Source organism: Vibrio sp. V15_P4S5T153, from assembly GCF_963874485.1.
GTDB classification, from domain to species: Bacteria; Pseudomonadota; Gammaproteobacteria; order Enterobacterales; family Vibrionaceae; genus Vibrio; species Vibrio anguillarum.
This window is the reverse complement of sequence record NZ_CAWNHR010000019.1, coordinates 362,391-385,382: the sequence shown is the minus strand read 5'-3', so window position 1 is coordinate 385,382 and position 22,992 is coordinate 362,391. Positions and strand designations below refer to the sequence as shown.

Genomic DNA, 22,992 nt, shown 5'->3' with positions numbered 1-22,992 from the left:
GAAGGTCAGCATTTGCTGGCCTTTTTTGTTTCTTCACTCGCGTCACACTTCCCATCCCAGCAGCTATAGTCGCGATCGCCAGAATCAAGTATCCTAACGTTTTGCTTAACCTACGTTGCCAGTAATGCACGATAAACACGGCCTATTAACCGCCCCAATTCCAAATGTGCTCAGTCAAATGACGATCCCAATGATTTTTGGTTTGATCGCGATTTTGATGTTTAACTTGGTCGACACCTTTTTTATCTCACTGCTGGGCACCGAATCTCTTGCCGCCATCAGTTTTACCTTTCCCGTCACCTTTGCGGTTAACTGCATCACCATGGGAATTGGTATTGGACTTTCGACGAGTATTGGCCGCTTACTCGGTCAAGGTGACGCTAAAAATGCAGCGCGTTTTTCCAGTCACGGCGTGTTACTGGCTGTGGTGCTGGTGACATTTGCTTCAATTCTGGGTTTACTGACCATTAAGCCACTCTTCCTACTGCTTGGTGCCACTGACGATTTAATCCCTTTGATTGAGCAATACATGCAGGTTTGGTATTTGACCATTCCTTTGCTCGTTATTCCCATGGCTGGTAACAGCGCAATTCGAGCCACGGGTGACACCAAAACACCGGCTAAAATTATGATGCTCGCAGGTTGTATTAACGGTCTGCTCGATCCGCTGCTGATTTTTGGTTATGGCCCTTTCGCTGAATTAGGAATCCAAGGTGCTGCTATTGCCAGTGCATTCAGTTGGTTAGGCGCACTGTGTGGATCGCTATATGTCTTAATCAAAAGAGAAAAATTATTGGCATGGCCGTATTTTCCTACTTTATGGCATGATTGGCAGCAGATCTTAAAAGTGGGCACACCAGCGGCACTCTCCAATGCAATGAATCCACTCTCTGGCGCGCTATTAATGATGATGCTGGCCAGTCATGGCACGGATGCAGTAGCCGCTTACGGCGCCGCGCAGCGTATTGAGTCGATACTCATTTTGGTCTTGATGTCACTAACCTCAGCACTGACTCCCTTTATGGCACAAAACATCGGCGCAAAAAATATCGAGCGTAGCTTTGCTGGCCTGTTCCTCAGCATGCGTTTTTCTATCGTATTCCAATTGATGATTTTTGCGATGATGGTACCGCTGAGCATCCCTTTGTCAGCCCTATTTTCTCAAGAGCCCTCGGTGCGCGATCTATTGTGGCACTATTTGCTGGTGGTGCCACTGAGCTATGGCTTTCAAGGCATTGTGATGATGCTTGTCTCTGGATTGAATGCATTGCATCAACCCATGCGCGCCTTTCAGTGGAGCGTGATGCGGCTATTTGTGTTCACTCTTCCTGCCGCGTGGTTAGGTTCGTATCTCTATGATGTCGAAGGGCTGTTTATCGGTATTGCCGCAGGCAATACCTTAGGTGGGCTGCTGGGTTATTACTACGCCCTGCGTCTAAAACGAACTTACCTGTTTCGCTAATGCTACCATTTATCTGGTTGAGCACGTCGTGGTGAACTAAATATAAAAAAGCCAGCATTCACGCTGGCTTTATCACTTAGAAACATCGCCTTTCAGCGCGAGAAACTACTCTTCAATCTCGTCAAGGTCATCATCTAAGTCCATATCCACATTTAAAGGCTCAGGAGATAAAATAATACCCGTATTATCAGCGTATAAATAATCTTCAGGTAGGAAAGTGACGCCACCAAAATTGACAGGAACATCCACTTCACCGATACCTTGATTGGATGCTCCAACAGGAATAGAGGCGAGCGCTTGAATGCCGATGCTCATCTCTTCGAGTTCATCCACTTCGCGGACACAACCGTAAACAACGATGCCTTCCCACTCATTTTCTTCAGCAAGAGCGGCCAATTCTGCATCAATCAGCGCACGGCGCAGTGAACCACCACCATCAATTAACAGCACCCGTCCTAGCCCATCTTGCTCTAATACTTCACGGATTAAGCCATTATCTTCAAAACATTTAATCGTCGTAAGCTGGCCAGCAAAGGATGCGCTTCCACCAAAGTTACTAAACATTGGCTCCACCACATCGACTTGGTCGAGATAAATATCACATAACGCAGAGGTGTTGTATTCCATAATGGTTCTTCTCTTGCCGAAAATTATCTTCACCGAGTATATAGGGTCATTAAGTCATTGCAATGACAAGCGACAATTAACTCGTCAGAGTTTGAGCTATAACAATTCCAACAAACAACAAGTTGGTGATCAGTGAACATTTGACGATAGCGGGCATCATAGGTGCTATCTGCGCAGGTTGATCACTCACCCACACCGCTTTGCTGTGTTTTACCACTACCACAATGCTCAACAAAAAGGGCAAACTTATCCACGTTGGGCTGCTTTGCATCACTAAATACCAAGCAAAAGCGATCACCGCACCCGCCAATAGCATAAAGTGATATTGCTTGGCGCGCGTTTGCCCAAGACGTACGGCAACGGTTTTTTTACCGCAAACTGCATCATTTTCAATATCACGCATATTGTTGACATTGAGCACAGCGACCGCCAATAAGCCACAGCCTAACGCGGGTAAGAACAGGCTCGGTTCCACATGGCCGGTATGCAAGAAATAGGTTCCGGACACCCCAAGTAAACCAAAGAAAATGAATACGGATAAATCACCTAAGCCGACATAGCCGTAGGGTTTGTTACCGACTGTGTAAGCAATCGCAGCCACAATAGCGAGCACGCCTAGCCCGACAAAAGCCAGAATACTTTGCACGCTATCCAGTGCATAAAAAATCAACACCAAACCCGAGATAACCGTCAATGTGATGTTAATCAGCATCGCTTGCTTCATATCATCGAGCGTCACCGCACCGGATTGAATCGCTCTGATTGGCCCTAAGCGAGCCTCATTATCCGTGCCCTTGACCGCATCACCATAATCATTTGCAAGGTTGGATAAGATTTGTAATAAAGTTGCGGTAAGCAGAGCAAGCAGCGCTACTGGCAACGAAAAATGGCCCGATGAGAAAGCTAACGCGCTGCCCGTTAAAATAGAAACTAGCGCGAGAGGGAGCGTTTTAGGCCTGGCCGCATCAAGCCAGATATGGAGCGAATTCTTCATGCAAGGTCACTGCCGTTCAAAAAAGGGGTCAGTATATACTGTTCTGCTGGCGAGTATAACACGGCAATAAAAAGCCCGTCACTTTGGACGGGCTACAAACAGTGTACTGACCATTCGACCCGCTAAAGAATAAAGCGGCTCAAATCTTCATTCTCGACTAACTCACCTAGGCGCTGCTTGACGTAGGCGGCATCGATAATCATTGAGGAGCCCGGTTTTTCTGTTGCATCAAATGAGATTTCATCCATCAAACGCTCCATCACGGTATGCAGGCGACGTGCACCGATATTTTCCGTGGTTTCATTCACTTTCCACGCGGCTTCCGCAATTTGAGTGATGCCATCTTCAGTGAATTCAATATGCACCTCTTCCGTCTTCATCAGCGCAATATACTGCTCGGTCAGAGAGGCTTTCGGCTCAGTCAAAATACGTTTAAAGTCATGGCTCGATAATGCTTCAAGTTCGACGCGAATCGGCAAGCGGCCTTGCAATTCGGGGATTAAATCAGAGGGCTTCGCCACTTGGAATGCACCCGACGTAATAAAGAGGATATGATCAGTTTTAACCATGCCGTGCTTAGTCGAGACGGTACTACCCTCAATCAAAGGTAGCAAATCACGTTGTACCCCTTCACGCGACACATCTGGACCTGAGCTTTCGCCACGTTTACAGATTTTGTCAATCTCATCGATGAAGACAATACCGTTATTTTCAACATTAAAAATAGCTTGATCTTTCAGCTCTTCCTGATTGACCAATTTTGCCGCTTCTTCCTCAGTCAAAGCTTTGAAGGCCTCTTTGATTTTGAGTTTGCGTTTTTTCTTGGTATCCCCTGCAAGGTTCTGAAACAAACCTTGCAACTGATTGGTCATCTCTTCCATGCCCGGAGGTGCCATAATTTCAACCCCCATTTGAGGGACAGCGACATTGATTTCAATCTCTTTGTCGTCGAGCTTTCCTTCACGCAACTTTTTACGGAAGATTTGGCGAGTGTTCGAGCTCTCTTCGCCCTTTTCATTCTCTCCCCAAGCATCACGAGCTGGCGGCAATAAAGCATCTAAAATACGCTCTTCTGCTTGCTCTTGCGCGCGAAATTGCACTTTTTCCATCGCTTGCTGGTGAGTCATTTTTACCGCGACATCGGTTAAATCGCGAATAATGGTTTCCACTTCTTTACCAACATAACCCACTTCGGTAAATTTGGTCGCTTCCACTTTAATAAATGGTGCGTTGGCAAGCTTGGCGAGACGACGAGCAATTTCCGTTTTTCCCACCCCAGTTGGACCAATCATCAAAATGTTTTTTGGCGTTACTTCGGCGCGCAAGCTCTCTTCGAGCTGCATGCGACGCCAGCGGTTACGCAGCGCAATCGCCACCGAACGTTTGGCTTTATCTTGACCAATAATATGGCGATTTAATTCGTGAACAATTTCACGTGGAGTCATTTCAGACATCAGATTTTCCTTAATTCTTTACCCTAACACTGTCTTTATTTTTCGGTGGTCACTGTTTGTTGCAGTAGCAATTCCGCCGGTATTTCTAGTTCTTCGACAGTGTGGAAATGGTTGGTAAACACGCAAATGTCGCCGGCAATTTTCAGTGCTTTTTCAGCGATTTCACGTGCATCTAAATCGGTATTTTCTAATAATGCGGTCGCCGCAGCTTGGGCAAAATTACCGCCCGAACCGATAGCAATCAGGTCGTTTTCTGGTTGAACGACGTCACCATTGCCCGTAATAATGAGCGATGCCGTTTCATCAGCCACCGCTAAAATCGCTTCTAGCTTACGCAGTGCTCGGTCACTACGCCAATCTTTTGCCAGTTCAACCGCGGCCTTAGTAAGATGACCTTGATGCATTTGCAGCTTACTTTCAAAGCGCTCAAACAAGGTAAACGCATCGGCTGTGCCACCTGCAAACCCTGCCAAGACTTGATTATTGTACAGACGGCGAACCTTGCGCGCGTTGCCTTTCATTACTGTATTACCGAGCGATACTTGTCCGTCACCGGCGATGACAACTTTATTATTACGACGTACAGAGACGATGGTAGTCACGACAGGACCTCTTATTTGTTTTCACGATGGAGTTAGCAAATATATGAGGATGGTTGGGGAAGATTTCAAGTCACAAAAAACACTCACCGCGAATCGATTGAATGCGGTGAGTGATCGCTCTTATTGTGGTTCAGTCCAAATGGCGCACGGCTCAATTTTAGCGCGTTGTAATTTATGCTCGTCACGCTGCGCATCACGCTTATATTTGTATGGCCCTAATACCACGCGATACCAACTGCTGCCTTCCGTTTTTCGGATTTCACTTTTTAAACCCTGAAACGCGATATCGAGTTTACGGCTTTCAGCCTGCGACGAAGTCTTGTATGCCCCACACTGCATAATGTAAGGGATTTCAGACACTTTTTGTTCTTTGGCTACCACTTCTACTTCACGTTTCGGCAAGCTATCCACGTAATCCCATTTTTCCTCTGGGGGCGGTGGGATCACTTTCTCTGGCTTAGGTTTTGCGACTGGTTTTGTAGGAACCACAACCGCTTGAGGCGGCTCAGGATCACGGCTGAGTAAGAACAGCCCATAACCAAAACCGGAAACGAGCAACAGTGCCAATAAGCCACTACGCCAAGGTTTACGACGTGGAGCTGTTTTTTTCGGGGTCGGCTTTTTCGGACTACGACCGCGCCTTACATAATCTTTATTAGCCACAGAGAATTCAAAAGTTGATGGTTTGTGCCAATGTTAATGCAGTTTCCAACGACTTAATAGTGTTGAAAGAGTTGCAGCGCATCAAAAATGCGCTGCGTGTGGTTAGTTCAAACGAGGAGGCGCTGCGCTTTCTCGAATCACTAACTTGGTTTCTAATAGTCGAGAACCTGCGCCAACCTCTTGACCGCGAAGAAGATCGAGCATCATGAGCATCGCTTGACGCCCTATCTCATAGCGCGGCTGTGAGATGGTCGTTAACGGTGGATCGCAGTAGAGCGCAAATTGAATATCATCAAATCCCACCACTGAAATATCTTGTGGAACGCGCAAACCCAATTTTTTGGCTTCCTTAATGACACCGATCGCCATACTGTCATTATGACTAAAAATGGCTGTGGGTGGCTCAGATAACGCCAATAATTGGCGCAGTGCTTTAGCCCCAGCTTCAAAAGTAAAATCACCATAAGTGCAATAATTAGGGTTCATGGTAATTCCTGCGCGGCGTAAAGCTTGTTGATAACCTTGATGGCGGAACTTACACAGCGTGGCCTCTGCTGGCCCCGATATTTGCGCGATGCGTTTGTGCCCGAGCTGCGTCAAATAGTTCACCGCTTCAAACGCTGAAGTGAGGTTATCAATATGTACCGTCGGCAACTCAAGTTCTGGCGCAAATTCACATGCCATGACCATAGGTGGCAGGTTTTTTTGCTCCGGCTTACTAACATCAAACGGCAAATCAGTTCCCAGCAACAACATGCCATCGGCCTGCTTAGTAAATACGAGGTTAACTAACGAACTTTCTCGCTTTTTCTGCTGACCACTATCACCCAACAGTACTAAATAACCATGTTCCATCGCCGCATCTTCGATACCACGAATGATCTCTGTGAAGTAAGGGTCACAAATATCAGGCACGATAGCGACAATGGTTTTAGATTCATTACGGCGTAAGTTACGAGCGAGAGAATTTGGTGAGTAACCAGCTTCCAAAACAGCATCTTCGACACGCTTTCGCGTTGAAGATGATACTTTTTCAGGGTTCATCAACGCCCTAGATACTGTGGCGGTTGATACACCTGCAAGCTGGGCAACATCCTTCATTGTCGCCATAGAAATTAACCTCTTTAAAAGTTGTTACTGGGCTGAAATCACCCGTTGTTATGTTTATAAAATCCGGTTGTGAAATCTGGTTATCCATTTTGAACGCTGAGCTGTTATTCACAGCGGATATATGAGTGATAGTCTATTCATTTCCACCCAGAAAGTTACGGTCAGATTAACAAATTTTACATAATAAGCGTGAAGCCACTCACATTAGAGAGGATCAAATAGGCTGATAAAAATAACAGTAACCGTTTTAGCACTCGATTGCTTCAATATGTTACATCTCATTTCATCGAAAACGCTACTGAGGTTTAACTGAGATCTTGCGGTTCAATATCTAACGACCAGCGAATTTTCTTGGCTAATGGTAACAGTCCAATCGCAGGCTTAGCACTCATCAATAGTTTTTGCATTTTGGAGCGATGCTGAGTTTGCAGTAATAACTGCCAGCGATATTTGCCCGCTCTTTTCGCCAATGGGGCTGGGGTTGGCCCCAATACTAAGCACGAATCATCAAATAACGGATGCGCTTCTAACGTATGCCTAATTTGGCGTAAAAACTCTTCCACCATCGAAGCTTGATTGGATTCCGCTTTAAACAGTGTGAGATAGGTGTAAGGTGGCAACATCGCTATTTTCCGCTCTTCTAACGCGGTTTCTGCAAAATGACGATAATCCTTTTGCAACAGTGCTTGCAGCAAACTGTGTTCTGGGTGATGCGTTTGTAAAATGACTTCGCCGGGTTTACTAGCGCGCCCTGCTCGACCTGCCACTTGAGTAAATAGCTGCGCCAAGCGTTCGGCGGCGCGAAAATCACTGCTGTATAGCGAACCATCCACATCCAATAACGCCACTAAAGTCACATCGGGAAAATGGTGCCCTTTAGCAAGCATCTGCGTGCCAATTAAAATCTGATACTCACCTTGTCGAATCGATGATAACGCACTTTCTAAACTGCCTTTACGACGCGTACTATCGCGATCAATACGCACCGTTTTATATTCGGGGAAAAGCTGCGCCAGTTGCGCTTCAAGTTGCTCGGTACCTACCCCAACCGTGACCAACTGAGTTGAACCACAACCTTGACACTGATGAACCACCGGACGTTGCGAGCCGCAATGGTGACAACGCATGTCACTGCTGTATTGGTGAAAGGTATAGTACGCATCGCAACGTTTGCACTCGGCAATCCAACCGCATTCATGGCACATCAGCGCGGGCGAGAAGCCGCGCCGATTGAGAAACAGCATCACTTGGTTACCAGCGCTGAGGTGTTTTCTCATCTCAGCAATCAGCGGCGCTGATAAACCACTCTCTAAAAACAGGCCTTTCACATCCAACACTTTGTTTTTAGTGGGAACCGCTACGCCCGCACGCTGAGTTAAGCTTAAGTGATGATATTTGCCGCTCAATGCATTATGCAACGTTTCTAATGCTGGAGTGGCGGAACCGAGCACAATCGGGATCTGCTCAAGATTTGCACGCATTACCGCGACATCTCTTGCATGGTAGCGTAGGCTATCTTGCTGTTTATACGAAGCGTCGTGCTCTTCATCAACAATGATGATACCTAGGTCTGCAAAAGGCGTTAGTAGCGCTGAGCGAGTACCAATAATAATGCCCGCAATATTATCACGCGCCGCTAACCACGCGTTGAGGCGCTCGGTTTCATTGAGCCCCGAGTGGACCACGGCAACTGGCACATTAAATCGCTTACGAAAGCGGTTAATGGTTTGTGGTGTTAGACCGATCTCAGGCACCAGTACCAATGCCTGGCGGCCCTTTTCTAAAACGGGTTTAATCAGGTTTAAATAAACTTCGGTTTTCCCTGAACCGGTGACCCCTTCAAGTAAATAGCATGCGAAATGGTGATGGCTATTAATTGAAGCAATCGCGATCGCTTGTTCTTGGTTGAGCTTGGGCTTTTCCACATCCGCTTCAACATTCTGCGGCCAAGCCGTCAGTGTCGGCCGTTTTTCCAGTGATTCTATCCAGCCTTTCTCTTGTAAGGTTTTGAGTACGCTGCTACCTACCTCTTCATCAATAAACAGTTGATGGGGCACAGCGCCAGACTCAAGCATCGTCATCACTTTGGCTTGCTTTACCGCTCGCCCGAATCCTTGCATGAGTTGATCGCGCCCACTGGGCGTCAGTTGCCACTCCACTAAGGTCGAAAAATCGGCCGCTTTCCCTTTGCGTAATGCGCCAGGCAATGCATTAAATAACGTGTCGCCTAATGGGTATTGATAAAATTGGCTACACCATAACAGCAATTGATAGAGTTTCTCTGGCCAGACTGGCTGGCTATCGAGCACCGCTTTTAGCGGCTTTAATTGATCGACTGAAAACTCAGACTCACTGACTATAGCGGTGACTATACCCACCAGAGTTTGCCGACCAAATGGCACCGACACTCGTCCACCAACAATCGGAAACAGATGACTTGGGATCTGATAATCAAACTGCTTATCCAATGGGACAGGTAAGGCAACGCGTGCAATGGTGGGGCGCATAATCGACCGTTCGTTCTACAAAAAATGTGAAAAGACAGTCTACTGGATGCGTCACCGAAATTCGAGCGTCGTCATTGGACAAAAATGTGGCGAAAATAGCGGCGAAATGGCTTGATCCACTGAAGAGGATTCATTAATATATCGCGCCTTGATGATATGGCTTCTTGCTTGATGTTAAGCAGTCAGCGGTATCAACATTTTTTTATTAACTACGTGTGGTGTCCGGCTTCGATTCGGATAGCGACGCGGCCCAATTTGAGGTTATCCCATGAAAGCTGGTATCCATCCAGAGTACAAAGCAGTTAGCGCGACTTGTTCTTGCGGCAACTCTTTCGAGTTCAGCTCAACGCTAGGCAAAGATTCTATCCACCTAGACGTGTGTGACAAATGTCACCCATTCTACACTGGTAAGCAACGTATCGTTGATACTGGCGGCCGTGTAGATCGCTTCAACAAGCGTTTCGGTGCTCTTTCTAGCAAATAATCTCTTTTTTGCTAGAAAATTAAAAAAGGATGCTTCGGCATCCTTTTTTGTTGGCATTTTTTGTATAGTTGTCAGTACGCACTGGTCTTATCTGCGACATTTTCTCCATTTTTTGATGAAGCACGTCAGGTTCCCGCCTAGGAAGTTTGAGCGACATCCATTAGAATTATGGACCTTTTCCAATCCAACACGAGCACTTATACCTATGTCTGATGACACTCACCAAGAATTAACGGCAGAAGAACAATTTCGCCAACGCGCACTCGATTACCATGCTTACCCAACCGCGGGTAAAATTGCCATTTCATTAACTAAGCCTGCCGACTCGGCTGAAGACCTTGCTCTAGCTTACAGCCCGGGCGTAGCAGAACCGGTTCGTGAAATAGCACAGAACATCGACAACGTTTATAAATACACTGCGAAAGGCAACACCGTCGCTGTGATCTCAAACGGCACGGCTATTCTTGGTTTAGGTAACTTAGGTCCGATGGCTTCCAAGCCCGTCATGGAAGGAAAAGCGCTACTGTTTAAACGCTTTGCTGGACTTGATTCAATTGATATTGAAGTAAAACACCGCACAATCGATGAATTTGTCGATACGGTTGCCAACATCGCCGACACCTTTGGCGGCATCAACTTAGAAGATATCAAAGCACCAGATTGCTTTGAGATTGAACGCCGTTTGATCGAACGCTGTAATGTGCCTGTTTTCCATGACGATCAACACGGCACTGCGATTGTTACCGCCGCTGGCATGCTCAATGCGATTGAACTGCAAGGCAAGAAACTCAACGAATGCACTATCGTCTGTCTTGGCGCTGGCGCAGCAGCCACCGCTTGCATGGAACTATTGATTAAGTGCGGCGCAATGCGTGAAAAAATCTACATGCTTGATCGCAAAGGTGTGATTCATACTCGTCGCGATGACATTAATGAATATAAGCAGTTGTTTGCTAATAACACCGACAAACGCACACTGGAAGATGTGATTGAAGGCGCTGACTTATTCCTAGGTGTGTCAGGCCCCAACCTGCTGCCTGCCGAAGCGCTAAAATTAATGGCCGATAAACCGATCGTATTTGCTTGCTCAAATCCGGATCCAGAAATTAAACCGGAACTCGCACGCGCAGTACGTGACGATTTAATTCTCGGCACAGGCCGTAGCGATTATCCAAACCAAGTCAACAACGTGTTGTGCTTCCCATTTATTTTCCGTGGCGCTTTGGATGTCCGTGCTAGTGAAATTAATGACCAAATGAAGCTAGCCGCAGTTGAGGCGATACGTGAACTGGCTAAAGAAGAAGTGCCGGCTGAAGTGTTGAAAGCTGCAGGCGTAAAAGCGTTAAGTTTCGGCCCTGAATACATCATTCCAAAACCGATGGACCCACGCCTACTGCCTCGTGTTGCTAAAGCGGTTGCTCAAGCAGCGGTTGACTCTGGCGTCGCTCGAATCGAGATGCCTGTCAATTACATGCAAGAATAATCACAAGCTTGAGCGGCTAAATGCCTCGCTCGAAAAAAAACCGCTGACTTTCAGCGGTTTTTTTATATTCTGAGACACAGAGCCAAAGTCACAATGGCAACTTACCCAGTATCCTCTCGATTTTATCTCGTTGTACCGCAATTACGCGCTACACTTCTTCATCATCATACGCTTCAAATTCAATGCCCATGGCGGTCATTAATGCTTTTGCTTCCGTCGGAATATCGTCTGGACGATCTTTTCTCAAATCTTCGTCGGTCGGTAAAGGTTGACCGGTATAAGCATGCAAGAAGGCTTCACACAGCAGCTCACTGTTCGTTGCGTGGCGTAAGTTATTGATTTGACGGCGAGTGCGCTCATCAGTTAATACTTTCAACACTTTCAATGGGATTGAAACGGTGATTTTTTTGACTTGCTCACTCTTCTTCCCATGTTCAGCATATGGGCTAATGTATTCCCCATTCCAGTCTGCCATTGCGCACCTTCGTTATCGTAATTGGTCGTTAAAAATTTGAAAGTTGGATTTTAGCGGGATTTACCGCCACAAGCAAAGACATATAGACGTCTAGATATATTGACGTCTTCTTTTGAGTTCAGTAAAGTGTGCCATTATCGACAAAGAGATACCCGAAATACTTGAAATTTCAGCAGAGCGGCAAGTCAAGGAAGCCAGACTATGTGATTGAAGTAGGTGAACCTAGCCAACATCGCAGCCACTTCAAGTTAGAAAGGGGATAGCAATCTCACGCACTATCGGATATAGCTAATACTCGAGACAATGGACGTTGCCATTTCGTTGTCCCCAGATAAAGCAGGAACCCCTCAATAAAAGTCAGTTTATTGAGTTTAATTAAGTAAGGAAACCGTCATGACCACTCGCAAGCCAGCCACCATCGCCGTTAGAACCGGTATTGAATCCGACTCTCAATATCATGCTGTTGTGCCTCCAATTTATCTTTCGACAAATTATAGCTTTCCTGCGTTTGGTGAAGTGCCTAAATACGATTACACACGCTCTGGCAACCCAAATCGAGGTCTGCTCGAAAAAGCATTGTTTGAACTCGAATCGGGTCAAGGCGCGGTGGTCACTAACTGTGGCACTTCGGCGCTGAATCTATGGGTTTCCGCCTTTTTAAGTCCTGATGATCTGATTGTGGCCCCGCATGACTGTTACGGTGGCACATATCGCCTGTTTAATACGCGTGCCAAAAAAGGCGATTTTAAGACACTCTTTATTGATCAATCCGATCCAAACGCTTTGCAAGCCGCTTTGGCGAAAAAACCCAAATTGGTACTCATTGAAACCCCATCCAACCCATTAGTTCGCGTGGTAGATATTGCTGATATTTGCCAACAAGCACACGCCGTCGGTGCATTAGTGGCGGTTGACAACACCTTCTTAACGCCAGTCTTCCAAAAACCATTAGAGTTGGGCGCAGATTTTGTCATCCACTCCACCACCAAATTCATCAATGGCCACTCCGATGTGATTGGCGGAGTTGTTATCACCAAAACAGAGCAGCACGCTGAAGAGCTAGCATGGTGGGGCAACTGCCTTGGCTCAACGGGAACCCCTTTTGATAGCTATATGACGCTGCGTGGCATTCGTACCTTAGGCGCAAGAATGCGCGTCCATGAGGAAAGCTCACGTGCCATTTTGGACTATCTGCAAAGCGAAGCCTTAGTAAAGGTCATTTATCACCCGAGTTTGCCAGAGCATCCTGGCCATGAGATAGCGAAAAAGCAGCAATCTGGCTTTGGATCTATGCTAAGTTTTGAGTTTGCGGGCAGCTTTGAACAGCTCAAATATTTTGTCTCTCAGTTAACATTATTCTCACTGGCAGAATCATTAGGAGGCGTGGAGAGCTTAATCTGCCACCCCGCTTCGATGACTCACCGAGCGATGGGCGAAGAAGCGTTGGCCGAAGCCGGTGTTTCACAGCAGCTATTACGCCTATCGGTCGGCTTAGAAGATGCCCAAGATTTGATTGACGATCTCGCTCAAGCCTTTGCTAAAGCGAAGGAGGCCTATTAATGACTGCCCTACGTCAATTGCACAAGTTTGGCGGTAGCAGCCTTGCCGATCCTGAATGCTACAAACGGGTCGTTAATATCTTAAAAGAGTATTCTCAAGCTGATGATTTGGTGGTGGTTTCTGCCGCAGGAAAAACCACCAATCGTTTAATCGAATTTCTCGACGCTCTCAATAAAGATGGCCGAGTAGCTCATGAGAACTTGCAATCGGTCCGTCAGTACCAAATCGATTTAATCAACGCGCTGCTCGATGAAGATGCAGCGCAACCGCTCATCACTTTACTCACCAACGAAATTCGCACCTTGGGTCAGCTTTGCGCGCCCCTATCGCCAGCTCAACAAGCGGCGGTACTTGGCCATGGTGAAGTGTGGTCATCACGCTTATTGGCGGCGTTACTCAATCAACATAATCTTGCGGCTGTGGCACAAGACGCCCGCGAATTTCTTCGCGCGCAAGCAGGCACACAACCGGAAGTAGATCGCGCTCGCTCCTACCCTTTGCTGAAAGAAATTTTGGCACAACACGCGCATCACCGAGTGATCATCACAGGCTTTATGGCTCGCAGTGAACAAGGTGATACTGTGCTACTTGGGCGCAATGGTTCCGATTACTCCGCCACTATGATCGGCGCACTTGCGGAAGTAAACCGAGTAACGATTTGGAGTGATGTGGCCGGTGTTTATAGCGCCGACCCGCGCATTGTTAGTGATGCCTGTTTACTGCCGCTACTGCGTTTGGACGAAACCAACGAGTTAGCGCGCCTTGCCGCCCCAGTATTGCACAGCCGAACTTTGCAGCCCGTGGCGCAAAGCACCATGGATTTGCACTTGCGCTGCAGTTATCAACCCGAAGCAGGATCGACTCGTATTGAGCGTGTATTGGCATCGGGACGCGGTGCCAAAATCATTACTTCACTTGATGATGTGCTGTTGATTGAGCTTAATTTTGCTCACGGGCATGACTTCCAGCGCCTACAAAATGATGTACTACGCAGCTTGCGTCGTGCTCAACTCGAACCGCTAGCTTTCGATACTCAAGCCGATCAACACCAACTGCGCCTTGCCTATACTGCTGAGATTTCAGGTGGAGCCCTAGCCCATCTGCAAGATGCCGCTTTTGAAGCAGAAATTAAACTCAAAGAAGGCTTTTCATTAGTCGGTGCCGTGGGTGCGGGAGTGACGAAAAACCCCAATCACTGCTACGGCTTTTATCAACAGCTACGTTCATCACCGATCGAGTTTATCTGTGAAGCCGAATCTGGGCTGAGTTTAGTCGCAGTACTGCGTAAAACGCCGATCACCCCCTTAGTGGTGGGTATGCATAACCAACTATTTCAGGCGCAAAAACGGGTCGCACTGGCACTATGTGGCAAAGGCAACATTGGTTCGAGTTGGTTAAAACTCTTTGCTGAACAAAAATCAGAGTTAGAAAAACGCCATGGCATGAACTTCGAGTTGGTCGCGGTGGTCGATAGCCAAACCTATTGGTTTGATGGGCAAGGGATTGATGCAGCATCGGTTTTAAAGCATTTTGACGATGAAGCGATTGCCAGTGAAGGAATGGCTTGGCTACAGCGATTAAGCAATATTCAAGGATATGACGAAGCGGTTGTGCTCGATGTAACCGCAAGCAAAGAACTGGCTGATCACTATCTCAGCATTGCTGAAAATGGGGTGCACCTCATCTCAGCGAATAAAGTCGCGGGCTCTTCCTCTAGCGTCGATTACCACCAAATAAAAGAAGCGTTCGCGAAAATTAGCCGCCATTGGCTCTACAACGCGACGGTTGGCGCAGGCTTACCCATTAACCACACGGTACGTGATTTGCGTGAAAGCGGTGATGAAATCGTCGCCCTCTCTGGTATTTTCTCTGGCACTTTATCTTGGTTATTTCAGCAATTCGACGGCTCAATACCGTTTAGCGAACTGGTCGATTTAGCATGGCAACAAGGACTTACCGAGCCTGACCCGCGCAGCGATCTGGATGGTTCAGACGTAATGCGCAAACTGGTGATCCTAGCCCGTGAAGCGGGATTACATATCGAACCGGAAAATGTCAAAGTTGAATCACTGGTTCCTGATGAGCTCAAGCACCTCTCACTGGATGACTTTTTAGACAAAGGCCAACTGCTGAGTGAAAAATTAGCAGAGAGACTAACCAAAGCACAACGTGAAGATAAAGTGCTACGCTATGTCGCAAGGCTTGAGAAAAATGGCAAAGCAACGGTGGGGGTTGAAGCTTTAGAGCGTGAACACGCTTTGGCTAACCTTTTACCTTGTGACAACATTTTTGCTATCGAGAGTAAATGGTATCGCGATAACCCGTTAGTGATTCGTGGCCCGGGCGCTGGTAGAGAAGTGACAGCAGGAGCTATCCAATCGGACCTCAACTTGCTGTCAAGCTTGCTGTAACACTCCAGCTTATTCCAGATTAAGGGGCCACTAGGCTAATGCCGATCAGTTAAGAGATAAATGATCAGTTGAACGATCCTGCAGATGGCTTATAAAGGCTCTAAGTTTCTAAAACTTTGAGCCTTTTATTTTGCAATTAACTACAGCCCTAACACTCGCCAATCGTTATGCCCCCAATACTGAACAGCTTGGAAAACTCAGTGACATTCTTTGCCATGATTTCATCAACCAATGCTTAGAAGCTTCCGGTGTGGCGACTATTCGTAAACGTCGTATCCCTCTCGACATGGCCGTTTGGGCGGTCGTTGCTATGTCGCTTTACCGACAAGAGCCTTTGTGGTCAATTGTCTCCAAAGCACAATTAATGTTGCCCGGGAAACGAAGTCTGGTTGCCCCGAGTGCTATCGTTCAAGCAAGACAACGGCTCGGGGCTGATGCCATGAAAGAAGTATTCCATCAAAGCCAGAGCTTATGGAATGAAACCGCTGACCATCCGACTTGGTGTGGATTAAAACTCCTCGCTGTCGATGGCGTGGTATGGCGAACGCCAGACACCAAGGAAAACCGCGATGCATTTCAATCTGCGTCAAATCAGAATGGTGAAGGTAGCTTTCCTCAGGTGCGTATGGTTTGCCAGATGGAGTTGACCAGTCACATGCTGGTCGCCAGTGCTTTCGCGAGTTACAAAACCAATGAGATGATATTGGCGGAACAGTTGATTGAAACAACACCAGACTACAGCCTCACCATGTTCGACAGAGGTTTTTACTCTCTTAGTCTTCTTCATCGCTGGGCAAATACAGGGACTGAAAGGCATTGGCTAATGCCAATGCGCAAGAATACTCAATTTACTGAAGTCAGAAAGCTGGGTCGCAATGATCGGATTGTCGAACTCAAGACAACGCCTCAAGCGAGAAAGAAGTCTCCGTCACTACCTGAAGCCATCGAAGTCCGCCTGATAAAGAAAACTATCAAAGGGAAAGAAGTGAGTATCTTGACCTCGATGACTGATCATCGTCGTTATCCGCCAGTGGAAATAGCAGAGCTTTACAGTCATAGATGGGAAATCGAAGTGGGATATCGGGAAATGAAGTCTTCACTTCTGAACAACGAGTTCACACTGAGAAGTAAGAAGCCAGAGATGGTAAAACAAGAACTATGGGGTTTATTGCTTAGCTATAACATTATTAGATATCAGATGGTTAACATGGCTAAAGCAGTGCCTGGCATCTACCCCAACCAACTGAGCTTCACAACGTGTGCTCACTCTATCATTCACGTAATTTTGGGGTTCTGGTTGGAGTCAGCGGGAACAATCCCTAAGCGCATTACACACTTGCAAGAGGAGGCGATACACCATGTCTTGCCCATTAAACGAGAAGAGCGGATATATCCGAGAGCAATAAAACCAAAGGCAAAGAAATACCCCAACAAAAAGAAAGCCAGTCAGCTTAACTGACTGGCATTAGCCACTAGGCTCCTTAATTTAACTGCGAAAGGATGATATTAGGTCATGCATACCGAGGTTGAGCATGACTTGAAGGTCACTCACAATCAACATGAATAATATTCATAATTACAGTGTTGACATTAAATGCTATTCAATACATTCTGTGGACATATAGACGTCTAAACGTCAACTTAAGGAATGATAGATTGGCGGAAGAACGCCACAGGGAGAAATAAAATGGGATACACGCACGCCGGTCATATTGATGCACTCAACCAGAACGTGGCTGAGCTATCAGATAATATCAATGTCTCATTTGAGTTTTTTCCACCCAGCTCAGCGCAAATGGAAGAGACATTGTGGAATTCCGTTCACCGTTTAAAAACCCTACAACCTAAATTTGTTTCTGTGACTTACGGAGCAAACTCTGGCGAGCGCGACCGCACCCATTCGATCATTAAAGAGATTAAAGATCAAACTGGCCTTATTGCAGCACCGCACCTCACTTGCATCGATGCCTCTCGCGATGAGCTGATTCAGATTGCCGATGACTACTGGCACAACGGCATCCAGAACATAGTTGCACTGCGTGGCGATATTCCCGCTGGTGGCGGCAAACCAGAAATATATGCTTCCGACTTAGTGACTCTACTCAAATCTCGCCATGATTTTGATATTTCTGTCGCGGCATTTCCAGAAGTCCACCCTGAAGCGAAAAGCGCGCAATCCGATCTGGTCAATCTAAAACGCAAAATTGATGCAGGTGCAAACCGCGCAATTACTCAATTCTTTTTTGATGTTGAAAGCTACTTACGATTTCGCGACCGCTGCGTAGCTGCTGGTATTGATGCTGAAATTGTACCGGGCATTCTACCGGTATCAAACTTTAAACAAGCTTCTCGCTTTGCCGCGCAAAACAACGTTAAAGTCCCCGGATGGATGGCGAAACAATTTAATGGATTAGATGATGACCCAACCACACGCCAGCTCGTGGGTGCAAGCCAAGCAATTGACATGGTTCGCATTTTAAGCCGTGAAGGTGTCAAAGACTTCCATTTCTATACGCTCAATCGCGCTGAAATGACCTACGCATTGTGCCATACGTTGGGCGTAAGACCGAAAGCATAAACTTTCTCTGCACTCATAACGCTATTATTAGTAAATGTTGTTCGTGATAAAACGCGATGATTGATTAAAAGTAACGCCGACTTGATATCGGCGTTGTGGTATCACTTAAGCGAGCAGATTATTCCACGTCGTCCATTTTACCAAGTAAGCTACGAATACGATCTTGCCATGCATTCTGCTCTTGCTCCATTTGTTGCGCTTTTTGCTCAAGCTCTTCACGCGCTACTTTTAGCTCATTCGCTTCATTCACGAGCTGCTGTTTCTCTTCTTTAAGCTCTTCCACTTCCATTTGTAGAAGTGCGATGGTGTCAACTGCGGTTTGAATTTTTGCTTCTAGTAGTTCTAATACTTCAAAAGACATGGTGCATACCCTTAGTTATTCGGTTGAGGTGAACAAAATTTCACTTATTGGTTCATTCTACTCAGCACAGCGCTCAGAAACACTCACTATATGCAAATTTTCTCGCTATTTGGCTAAAAAATCGGCTCAACTTAACCGCAAGCTCACTTAAGCGCTAAAGCTAGGCCGGAAAACACCTTATCTGGCGATAGATTCACTCAATTTGACGCTTAGCTTTGATCAAGTGCAACCCTTGTGAACTAAAAAAGCAAACGTTTACTATTTGATATGCTAAAATTCCCGCCGAAATTTCCTATTCCCTTTTCTTTGGAGCTAGCATGAAACGCGATTTAGCAATGGCATTCTCTCGAGTCACTGAAGGTGCCGCACTGGCAGGTTACAAATGGCTTGGCCGAGGTGATAAAAATGCGGCCGATGGCGCAGCGGTAGAAGTCATGCGCAACCTACTCAATAAAACCGACATCCAAGGTGAAATTGTAATCGGTGAAGGCGAAATTGACGATGCTCCAATGCTCTACATTGGCGAGCTTGTTGGCCTTGGTGGCGATGCGGTTGATATCGCAGTGGATCCTATTGAAGGTACGCGCATGACGGCAATGGGCCAGTCAAACGCATTGGCTGTTTTGGCGGCTGGCGAAAAAGGCAGCTTCCTTAAAGCACCTGATATGTACATGGAAAAGTTGGTGGTTGGCCCCGGCGCTAAAGGGTGCATTGACCTCAATAAGCCTTTAAAAGAGAATTTAGAAAATATCGCCGCCGCGCTGAATAAACCATTAGACACTCTAGTGGTGATCACCTTAGCGAAACCTCGCCATGATGCCACCATAGCGCAGATGCAAGAGATGGGTGTTCGCGTGTTTGCTGTGCCAGATGGCGATGTCGCCGCCTCGATCCTAACTTGCATGCCTGATAGTGAAGTCGACGTGATGTACTGCATAGGCGGTGCACCTGAAGGAGTGGTTTCAGCCGCGGTCATCCGAGCTCTAGATGGTGACATGCATGGCCGTCTACTACCACGTCATGAAGTCAAAGGCGATACGGAAGAAAACCGCATTTACGGTGCAAAAGAGTTAGCTCGCTGCGCGGAAATGGGTGTCGAAGCTGGCGTAGTGCTTAAAATGGAAGAGATGGCCCGCAGTGATAACGTCATTTTCTCAGCTACTGGTATCACCAAAGGGGATCTGCTGGAAGGTATTACCCGCAAAGGCAACATCGCCACCACAGAAACGCTATTAATTCGTGGCCGCTGTCGTACCATTCGCCGCATTAAGTCAATTCACTACTTAGAGCGCAAAGACCCAGAAGTGCGCGCGATCATTTTGTAATCCGCCAGTGCTTTGCTCTGTTTTATTTTAACGACAAAGCATAGAGAGACAAAAAAGACCGCACAATGCGGTCTTTTTTATTTACTCACTTTATACCGAGATGGAAGAAGTGGTTAAAACAGCTCTTCAGCCACTTTATACAAATCAGTGCGAACTGGACGCTTCATATTTTCAATTGCGTCGATAATATCGTGGTGAACCAACTGCTCTTTCTGAATACCAACACAACGACCACCGTGGCCATCAAGCAGTAAATGTACTGCAAAATTACCCATGCGTGACGCAAGAACACGGTCAAACGCCGTCGGGCGACCACCGCGTTGAATATGACCCAGCACGGTAGCGCGAGTTTCACGTCCCGTTGCTTTTTCAATTTCTTTCGCCAGTTGGTTAGCATCCATCATCAACTCAGTCAGTGCAATAATGGCGTGTTTCTTACCTTTCTTAATACCGTCTTGAACATTTGCAATCAGTTGCTCCATATTCAGGCCAGTTTCAGGGGTGATGATGTATTCACAACCGCCTGCAATCGCCGACATCAGAGTCAAATCACCGCAATGACGACCCATAATTTCAACAATAGAAATACGTTGATGAGAAGAGGAAGTATCACGTAAGCGGTCAATCGCATCGATAACCGTATTCAATGCCGTTAAGTAGCCAATGGTGTAATCGGTACCAGCAATGTCGTTATCAATCGTGCCTGGTAAACCAACGCATGGAAAACCCATTTCGGTCAGCTTTTTCGCACCCATGTAAGAACCGTCACCGCCGATGACAACTAAAGCATCAATACCATGCTTTCTTAGGTTTTCGATCGCTTTTTCACGTACTGCGACTTCACGAAATTCAGGGAAACGCGCAGAACCTAGGAAAGTACCACCTTTATTGATAACGTCAGAAACGCTTGAACGATCCAATTTTTTAATGCGATCTTCATAAAGACCAAGGTAGCCATCGTAAATACCAAATACTTCCAAATCAGCACCGAGTGCCGTACGAACAACACCACGGATTGCTGCGTTCATGCCAGGTGCGTCACCGCCACTAGTCAAAACACCGATCTTCTTAATCATGCTCACCCTCGATTTTTTGGGAACTTAATACTAATTTTTTACGCTGTCCGTTAGCGATAAAACCGACAGCAAAATCTTTCTAATCTGTGCATAATGTTACCTTTCCTAAAGAGGAATACTACTGTTATTTGCACGAAATTATGTAAGTTTGCTACTTATGTAAGAGTATTACAGTTTTGAGTTAATGCTTTGTTGATTCATATCAGAATCAGGCTTATTTATTGTTCTTAAAAAGATAGTTAATAAGCGCGTTTTTGTCGCTACCACCCTTGTGATTTTTGCTTTTTTTCTGGTCCAAACACCACAGAATAAGGATCTTGGTGGATTAATACATCAGCTCCCGGGAAAGCCTCGAGTAGCTTATCTTCCACCTCATCGGAAATGCGATGCGCCTCAATCAAGCGGATATTGTCATCTAGTTCCAGATGTAATTGAATGAATCTTACAGGTCCAGACATGCGAGTTCTTAATTGATGCACACCCAACACACCAGCTACAGAAAGACATTCTGTGCGGATTTGCTTCAATTCTTCATCAGGTAACTTACGATCCAATAAGGTCTGAATGGCCTCTTGCACCATACGAAAAGCGCTGTAAAGAATATAAACGCCAATGCCGATCGCAAAGATGGCATCGGCCTGTTTAAAGCCAAACCAGCTCAATATAAGCGCGATCATAATCGCCGCATTCATGAACAGATCGGTTTGGTAATGCAATGAATCCGCGGCAATGGCTTGGCTGCCCGTTTTTTTCACCACATGCTTTTGGAACAACACTAAGCCAAAAGTCACTAGCATTGCAAACAGGCTGACATAAACGCCATATTCAGGAGAAGTTAATTCGTGTGGGCGGAAAAAACGGTCAACCCCATTGAGGATAAGAAAACAGGCCGAGCCTGAAATGAACATCGCTTGGGCAAGAGCCGCAAGCGATTCCGCCTTACCATGACCAAAGGCGTGCTCTTTATCTGCGGGCTGCAGTGCGTAACGCACCACAATTAAATTGACCACGGAAGCGGCAATATCAAGTAAGGAATCAATCAAGGATGCGAGTAGGCTGACCGAGCCAGTAACCCACCAAGCGATCACTTTTACTATCAGCAACAATGAGGCTACAAGGGTTGCTGTCCAGGCAGCAAGCGTAACAAGGCGTGCGTATTCTTGTTTCATATCACTAAAATCAGCTTGAGAATGAGCAGGTAGTATACCCTCTCAAATTAAGAATGAATATGACACAAAAATGAACAGGCCTCACCCGAGGCCTGTTATCAATGATTAGCGGTTATCAATGACTAGCTATTTTTTTTCATGTACTTAGGACCATTTTCCATGCACTTCTGCATGCGATCTTGTTGTAGCGTTTGCAGTTTTGCTTTTTGTTCCGGAGTTAGCACACTCATCATGTCATGACGTTTTTCTAGCATCTTGACACGGTGAGCGACCTGTTGATCGACCATCTCTTTGGCTAGTTCATTTGCCGCTGCCGCATCAAAGTTCTCAGCGAGCACGAGAGCCTGTACTTTGTCATGGTGCGCTTTCATTTTCTCTTGGCGTTGACCTTTGTGCTCACCCTTCATCGCTTCGCGATTCGCCTCACGCATTCCTTTCAGCTTTGCTTGTTGATCAGACGTCAAATCAAGCTGCTGCATCATGCCGCGATCAAAACCGCCACACTCATCATTTGGACCTTTATGCTGCTCTTTACCACCAAATGCAAAGACGCTTGCTGTGCTAAGAGTCAGAGGAAGTATCACCGCCGCAAGTACTAATTTTTTTGCCATTTTCATCATCTATTCCTTCACTAAGTGGATTCTAACAAGC

General features: G+C 46.5%; 20 protein-coding genes. 8 read left to right on the top strand and 12 right to left on the bottom strand.

All coding sequences use genetic code 11. From position 1 onward, the window contains the following. Positions 1–124 precede the first annotated feature (124 nt). Positions 125–1,462, top strand: a complete 1,338-nt coding sequence (locus AACT42_RS20315) for an MATE family efflux transporter (RefSeq protein ID WP_094132150.1) — start codon at positions 125–127, stop codon at positions 1,460–1,462. A 105-nt stretch (positions 1,463–1,567) separates the two neighbouring features. On the opposite strand, the gene rraA is transcribed toward AACT42_RS20315, so the two are convergent. The 7 genes from rraA to priA form a co-directional block, all read right to left on the bottom strand. Further along, positions 1,568–2,089 (bottom strand): ribonuclease E activity regulator RraA, encoded by a 522-nt coding sequence (gene rraA / locus AACT42_RS20310; protein ID WP_026027418.1) that lies wholly within the window; start codon positions 2,087–2,089, stop codon positions 1,568–1,570. Between the two features lie 76 nt (positions 2,090–2,165). Beyond that, positions 2,166–3,083 carry a 1,4-dihydroxy-2-naphthoate polyprenyltransferase gene (locus AACT42_RS20305; protein WP_017043197.1) on the bottom strand — a complete coding sequence of 306 codons (918 nt, stop codon included), beginning with the start codon at positions 3,081–3,083 and terminating at the stop codon, positions 2,166–2,168. Between the two features lie 122 nt (positions 3,084–3,205). After that, complete coding sequence (gene hslU / locus AACT42_RS20300) at positions 3,206–4,537, bottom strand: HslU--HslV peptidase ATPase subunit (RefSeq protein ID WP_013855851.1); 1,332 nt, start codon at positions 4,535–4,537, stop codon at positions 3,206–3,208. A 35-nt stretch (positions 4,538–4,572) separates the two neighbouring features. Next, positions 4,573–5,139: an ATP-dependent protease subunit HslV gene (hslV, locus tag AACT42_RS20295; RefSeq protein ID WP_094132149.1), complete on the bottom strand. Its 567-nt coding sequence runs from the start codon at positions 5,137–5,139 to the stop codon at positions 4,573–4,575. A gap of 120 nt (positions 5,140–5,259) precedes the next feature. Continuing rightward, on the bottom strand, positions 5,260–5,802 hold the full coding sequence (locus tag AACT42_RS20290; protein ID WP_010318347.1) for an SPOR domain-containing protein: 543 nt from the start codon (positions 5,800–5,802) through the stop codon (positions 5,260–5,262). Positions 5,803–5,904: 102 nt separating this feature from the next. Continuing rightward, positions 5,905–6,912, bottom strand: coding sequence for a DNA-binding transcriptional regulator CytR (cytR, locus tag AACT42_RS20285; RefSeq protein ID WP_013855849.1), 1,008 nt, complete (start codon positions 6,910–6,912; stop codon positions 5,905–5,907). 305 nt (positions 6,913–7,217) lie between these two features. Then, positions 7,218–9,419, bottom strand: a complete 2,202-nt coding sequence (gene priA / locus AACT42_RS20280) for a primosomal protein N' (protein ID WP_013855848.1) — start codon at positions 9,417–9,419, stop codon at positions 7,218–7,220. Positions 9,420–9,687: 268 nt separating this feature from the next. On the opposite strand from priA, the gene rpmE reads away from it, so the two are divergent. Next, the gene (rpmE, locus tag AACT42_RS20275; protein ID WP_010318344.1) at positions 9,688–9,903 is read left to right on the top strand and encodes a 50S ribosomal protein L31; all 216 of its coding nucleotides are present in this window, start codon (positions 9,688–9,690) and stop codon (positions 9,901–9,903) included. A 205-nt stretch (positions 9,904–10,108) separates the two neighbouring features. After that, positions 10,109–11,386 (top strand): malic enzyme-like NAD(P)-binding protein, encoded by a 1,278-nt coding sequence (locus AACT42_RS20270; RefSeq protein WP_026027888.1) that lies wholly within the window; start codon positions 10,109–10,111, stop codon positions 11,384–11,386. Between the two features lie 148 nt (positions 11,387–11,534). Here the strand turns inward: AACT42_RS20270 and metJ are convergent, their stop codons facing one another. Next, positions 11,535–11,861, bottom strand: coding sequence for a met regulon transcriptional regulator MetJ (gene metJ, locus AACT42_RS20265; protein ID WP_010318342.1), 327 nt, complete (start codon positions 11,859–11,861; stop codon positions 11,535–11,537). A 393-nt stretch (positions 11,862–12,254) separates the two neighbouring features. On the opposite strand from metJ, the gene AACT42_RS20260 reads away from it, so the two are divergent. From AACT42_RS20260 to metF, 4 genes are all read left to right on the top strand, one after another. Then, complete coding sequence (locus tag AACT42_RS20260; RefSeq protein ID WP_017049224.1) at positions 12,255–13,421, top strand: O-succinylhomoserine (thiol)-lyase; 1,167 nt, start codon at positions 12,255–12,257, stop codon at positions 13,419–13,421. Beyond that, complete coding sequence (locus AACT42_RS20255) at positions 13,421–15,832, top strand: bifunctional aspartate kinase/homoserine dehydrogenase II (protein ID WP_094132148.1); 2,412 nt, start codon at positions 13,421–13,423, stop codon at positions 15,830–15,832. The genes AACT42_RS20260 and AACT42_RS20255 overlap by 1 nt, the downstream gene beginning before the upstream one ends. Positions 15,833–15,962: 130 nt before the next feature. Continuing rightward, a complete protein-coding gene (locus AACT42_RS20250; RefSeq protein ID WP_094132147.1) occupies positions 15,963–17,291 on the top strand; it encodes an IS4 family transposase in 1,329 nt (442 codons plus the stop codon). 228 nt (positions 17,292–17,519) lie between these two features. Then, entirely contained in the window at positions 17,520–18,410 is an 891-nt protein-coding gene (metF, locus tag AACT42_RS20245) for a methylenetetrahydrofolate reductase (RefSeq protein WP_094131934.1), read from the top strand. 118 nt (positions 18,411–18,528) lie between these two features. Here metF and zapB read toward each other — a convergent pair whose 3' ends face one another. Continuing rightward, positions 18,529–18,771 carry a cell division protein ZapB gene (gene zapB, locus AACT42_RS20240; RefSeq protein WP_010318338.1) on the bottom strand — a complete coding sequence of 81 codons (243 nt, stop codon included), beginning with the start codon at positions 18,769–18,771 and terminating at the stop codon, positions 18,529–18,531. Between the two features lie 317 nt (positions 18,772–19,088). Here zapB and glpX point away from each other — a divergent pair, with 317 nt between their 5' ends. After that, positions 19,089–20,096 (top strand): class II fructose-bisphosphatase, encoded by a 1,008-nt coding sequence (glpX, locus tag AACT42_RS20235; RefSeq protein WP_013855841.1) that lies wholly within the window; start codon positions 19,089–19,091, stop codon positions 20,094–20,096. Between the two features lie 113 nt (positions 20,097–20,209). On the opposite strand, the gene pfkA is transcribed toward glpX, so the two are convergent. From pfkA to AACT42_RS20220, 3 genes are all read right to left on the bottom strand, one after another. After that, entirely contained in the window at positions 20,210–21,172 is a 963-nt protein-coding gene (gene pfkA / locus AACT42_RS20230; RefSeq protein WP_026027886.1) for a 6-phosphofructokinase, read from the bottom strand. Positions 21,173–21,432: 260 nt separating this feature from the next. After that, the gene (fieF, locus tag AACT42_RS20225; protein ID WP_010318335.1) at positions 21,433–22,341 is read right to left on the bottom strand and encodes a CDF family cation-efflux transporter FieF; all 909 of its coding nucleotides are present in this window, start codon (positions 22,339–22,341) and stop codon (positions 21,433–21,435) included. A 122-nt stretch (positions 22,342–22,463) separates the two neighbouring features. Next, positions 22,464–22,961 (bottom strand): CpxP family protein, encoded by a 498-nt coding sequence (locus AACT42_RS20220; protein WP_094131935.1) that lies wholly within the window; start codon positions 22,959–22,961, stop codon positions 22,464–22,466. Positions 22,962–22,992 lie beyond the last annotated feature (31 nt).

Coding starts and splice junctions, on each gene's coding strand:
- AACT42_RS20315 (WP_094132150.1), top strand. CDS start 125: ATGCACGATAAACACGGCCTATTAACCGCCCCAATTCCAAATGTGCTC.
- AACT42_RS20305 (WP_017043197.1), bottom strand. CDS start 3,083: ATGAAGAATTCGCTCCATATCTGGCTTGATGCGGCCAGGCCTAAAACG.
- rraA (WP_026027418.1), bottom strand. CDS start 2,089: ATGGAATACAACACCTCTGCGTTATGTGATATTTATCTCGACCAAGTC.
- glpX (WP_013855841.1), top strand. CDS start 19,089: ATGAAACGCGATTTAGCAATGGCATTCTCTCGAGTCACTGAAGGTGCC.
- AACT42_RS20255 (WP_094132148.1), top strand. CDS start 13,421: ATGACTGCCCTACGTCAATTGCACAAGTTTGGCGGTAGCAGCCTTGCC.
- cytR (WP_013855849.1), bottom strand. CDS start 6,912: ATGGCGACAATGAAGGATGTTGCCCAGCTTGCAGGTGTATCAACCGCC.
- metF (WP_094131934.1), top strand. CDS start 17,520: ATGGGATACACGCACGCCGGTCATATTGATGCACTCAACCAGAACGTG.
- AACT42_RS20270 (WP_026027888.1), top strand. CDS start 10,109: ATGTCTGATGACACTCACCAAGAATTAACGGCAGAAGAACAATTTCGC.
- AACT42_RS20220 (WP_094131935.1), bottom strand. CDS start 22,961: ATGATGAAAATGGCAAAAAAATTAGTACTTGCGGCGGTGATACTTCCT.
- rpmE (WP_010318344.1), top strand. CDS start 9,688: ATGAAAGCTGGTATCCATCCAGAGTACAAAGCAGTTAGCGCGACTTGT.
- zapB (WP_010318338.1), bottom strand. CDS start 18,771: ATGTCTTTTGAAGTATTAGAACTACTAGAAGCAAAAATTCAAACCGCA.
- fieF (WP_010318335.1), bottom strand. CDS start 22,341: ATGAAACAAGAATACGCACGCCTTGTTACGCTTGCTGCCTGGACAGCA.
- hslU (WP_013855851.1), bottom strand. CDS start 4,537: ATGTCTGAAATGACTCCACGTGAAATTGTTCACGAATTAAATCGCCAT.
- AACT42_RS20260 (WP_017049224.1), top strand. CDS start 12,255: ATGACCACTCGCAAGCCAGCCACCATCGCCGTTAGAACCGGTATTGAA.
- metJ (WP_010318342.1), bottom strand. CDS start 11,861: ATGGCAGACTGGAATGGGGAATACATTAGCCCATATGCTGAACATGGG.
- pfkA (WP_026027886.1), bottom strand. CDS start 21,172: ATGATTAAGAAGATCGGTGTTTTGACTAGTGGCGGTGACGCACCTGGC.
- priA (WP_013855848.1), bottom strand. CDS start 9,419: ATGCGCCCCACCATTGCACGCGTTGCCTTACCTGTCCCATTGGATAAG.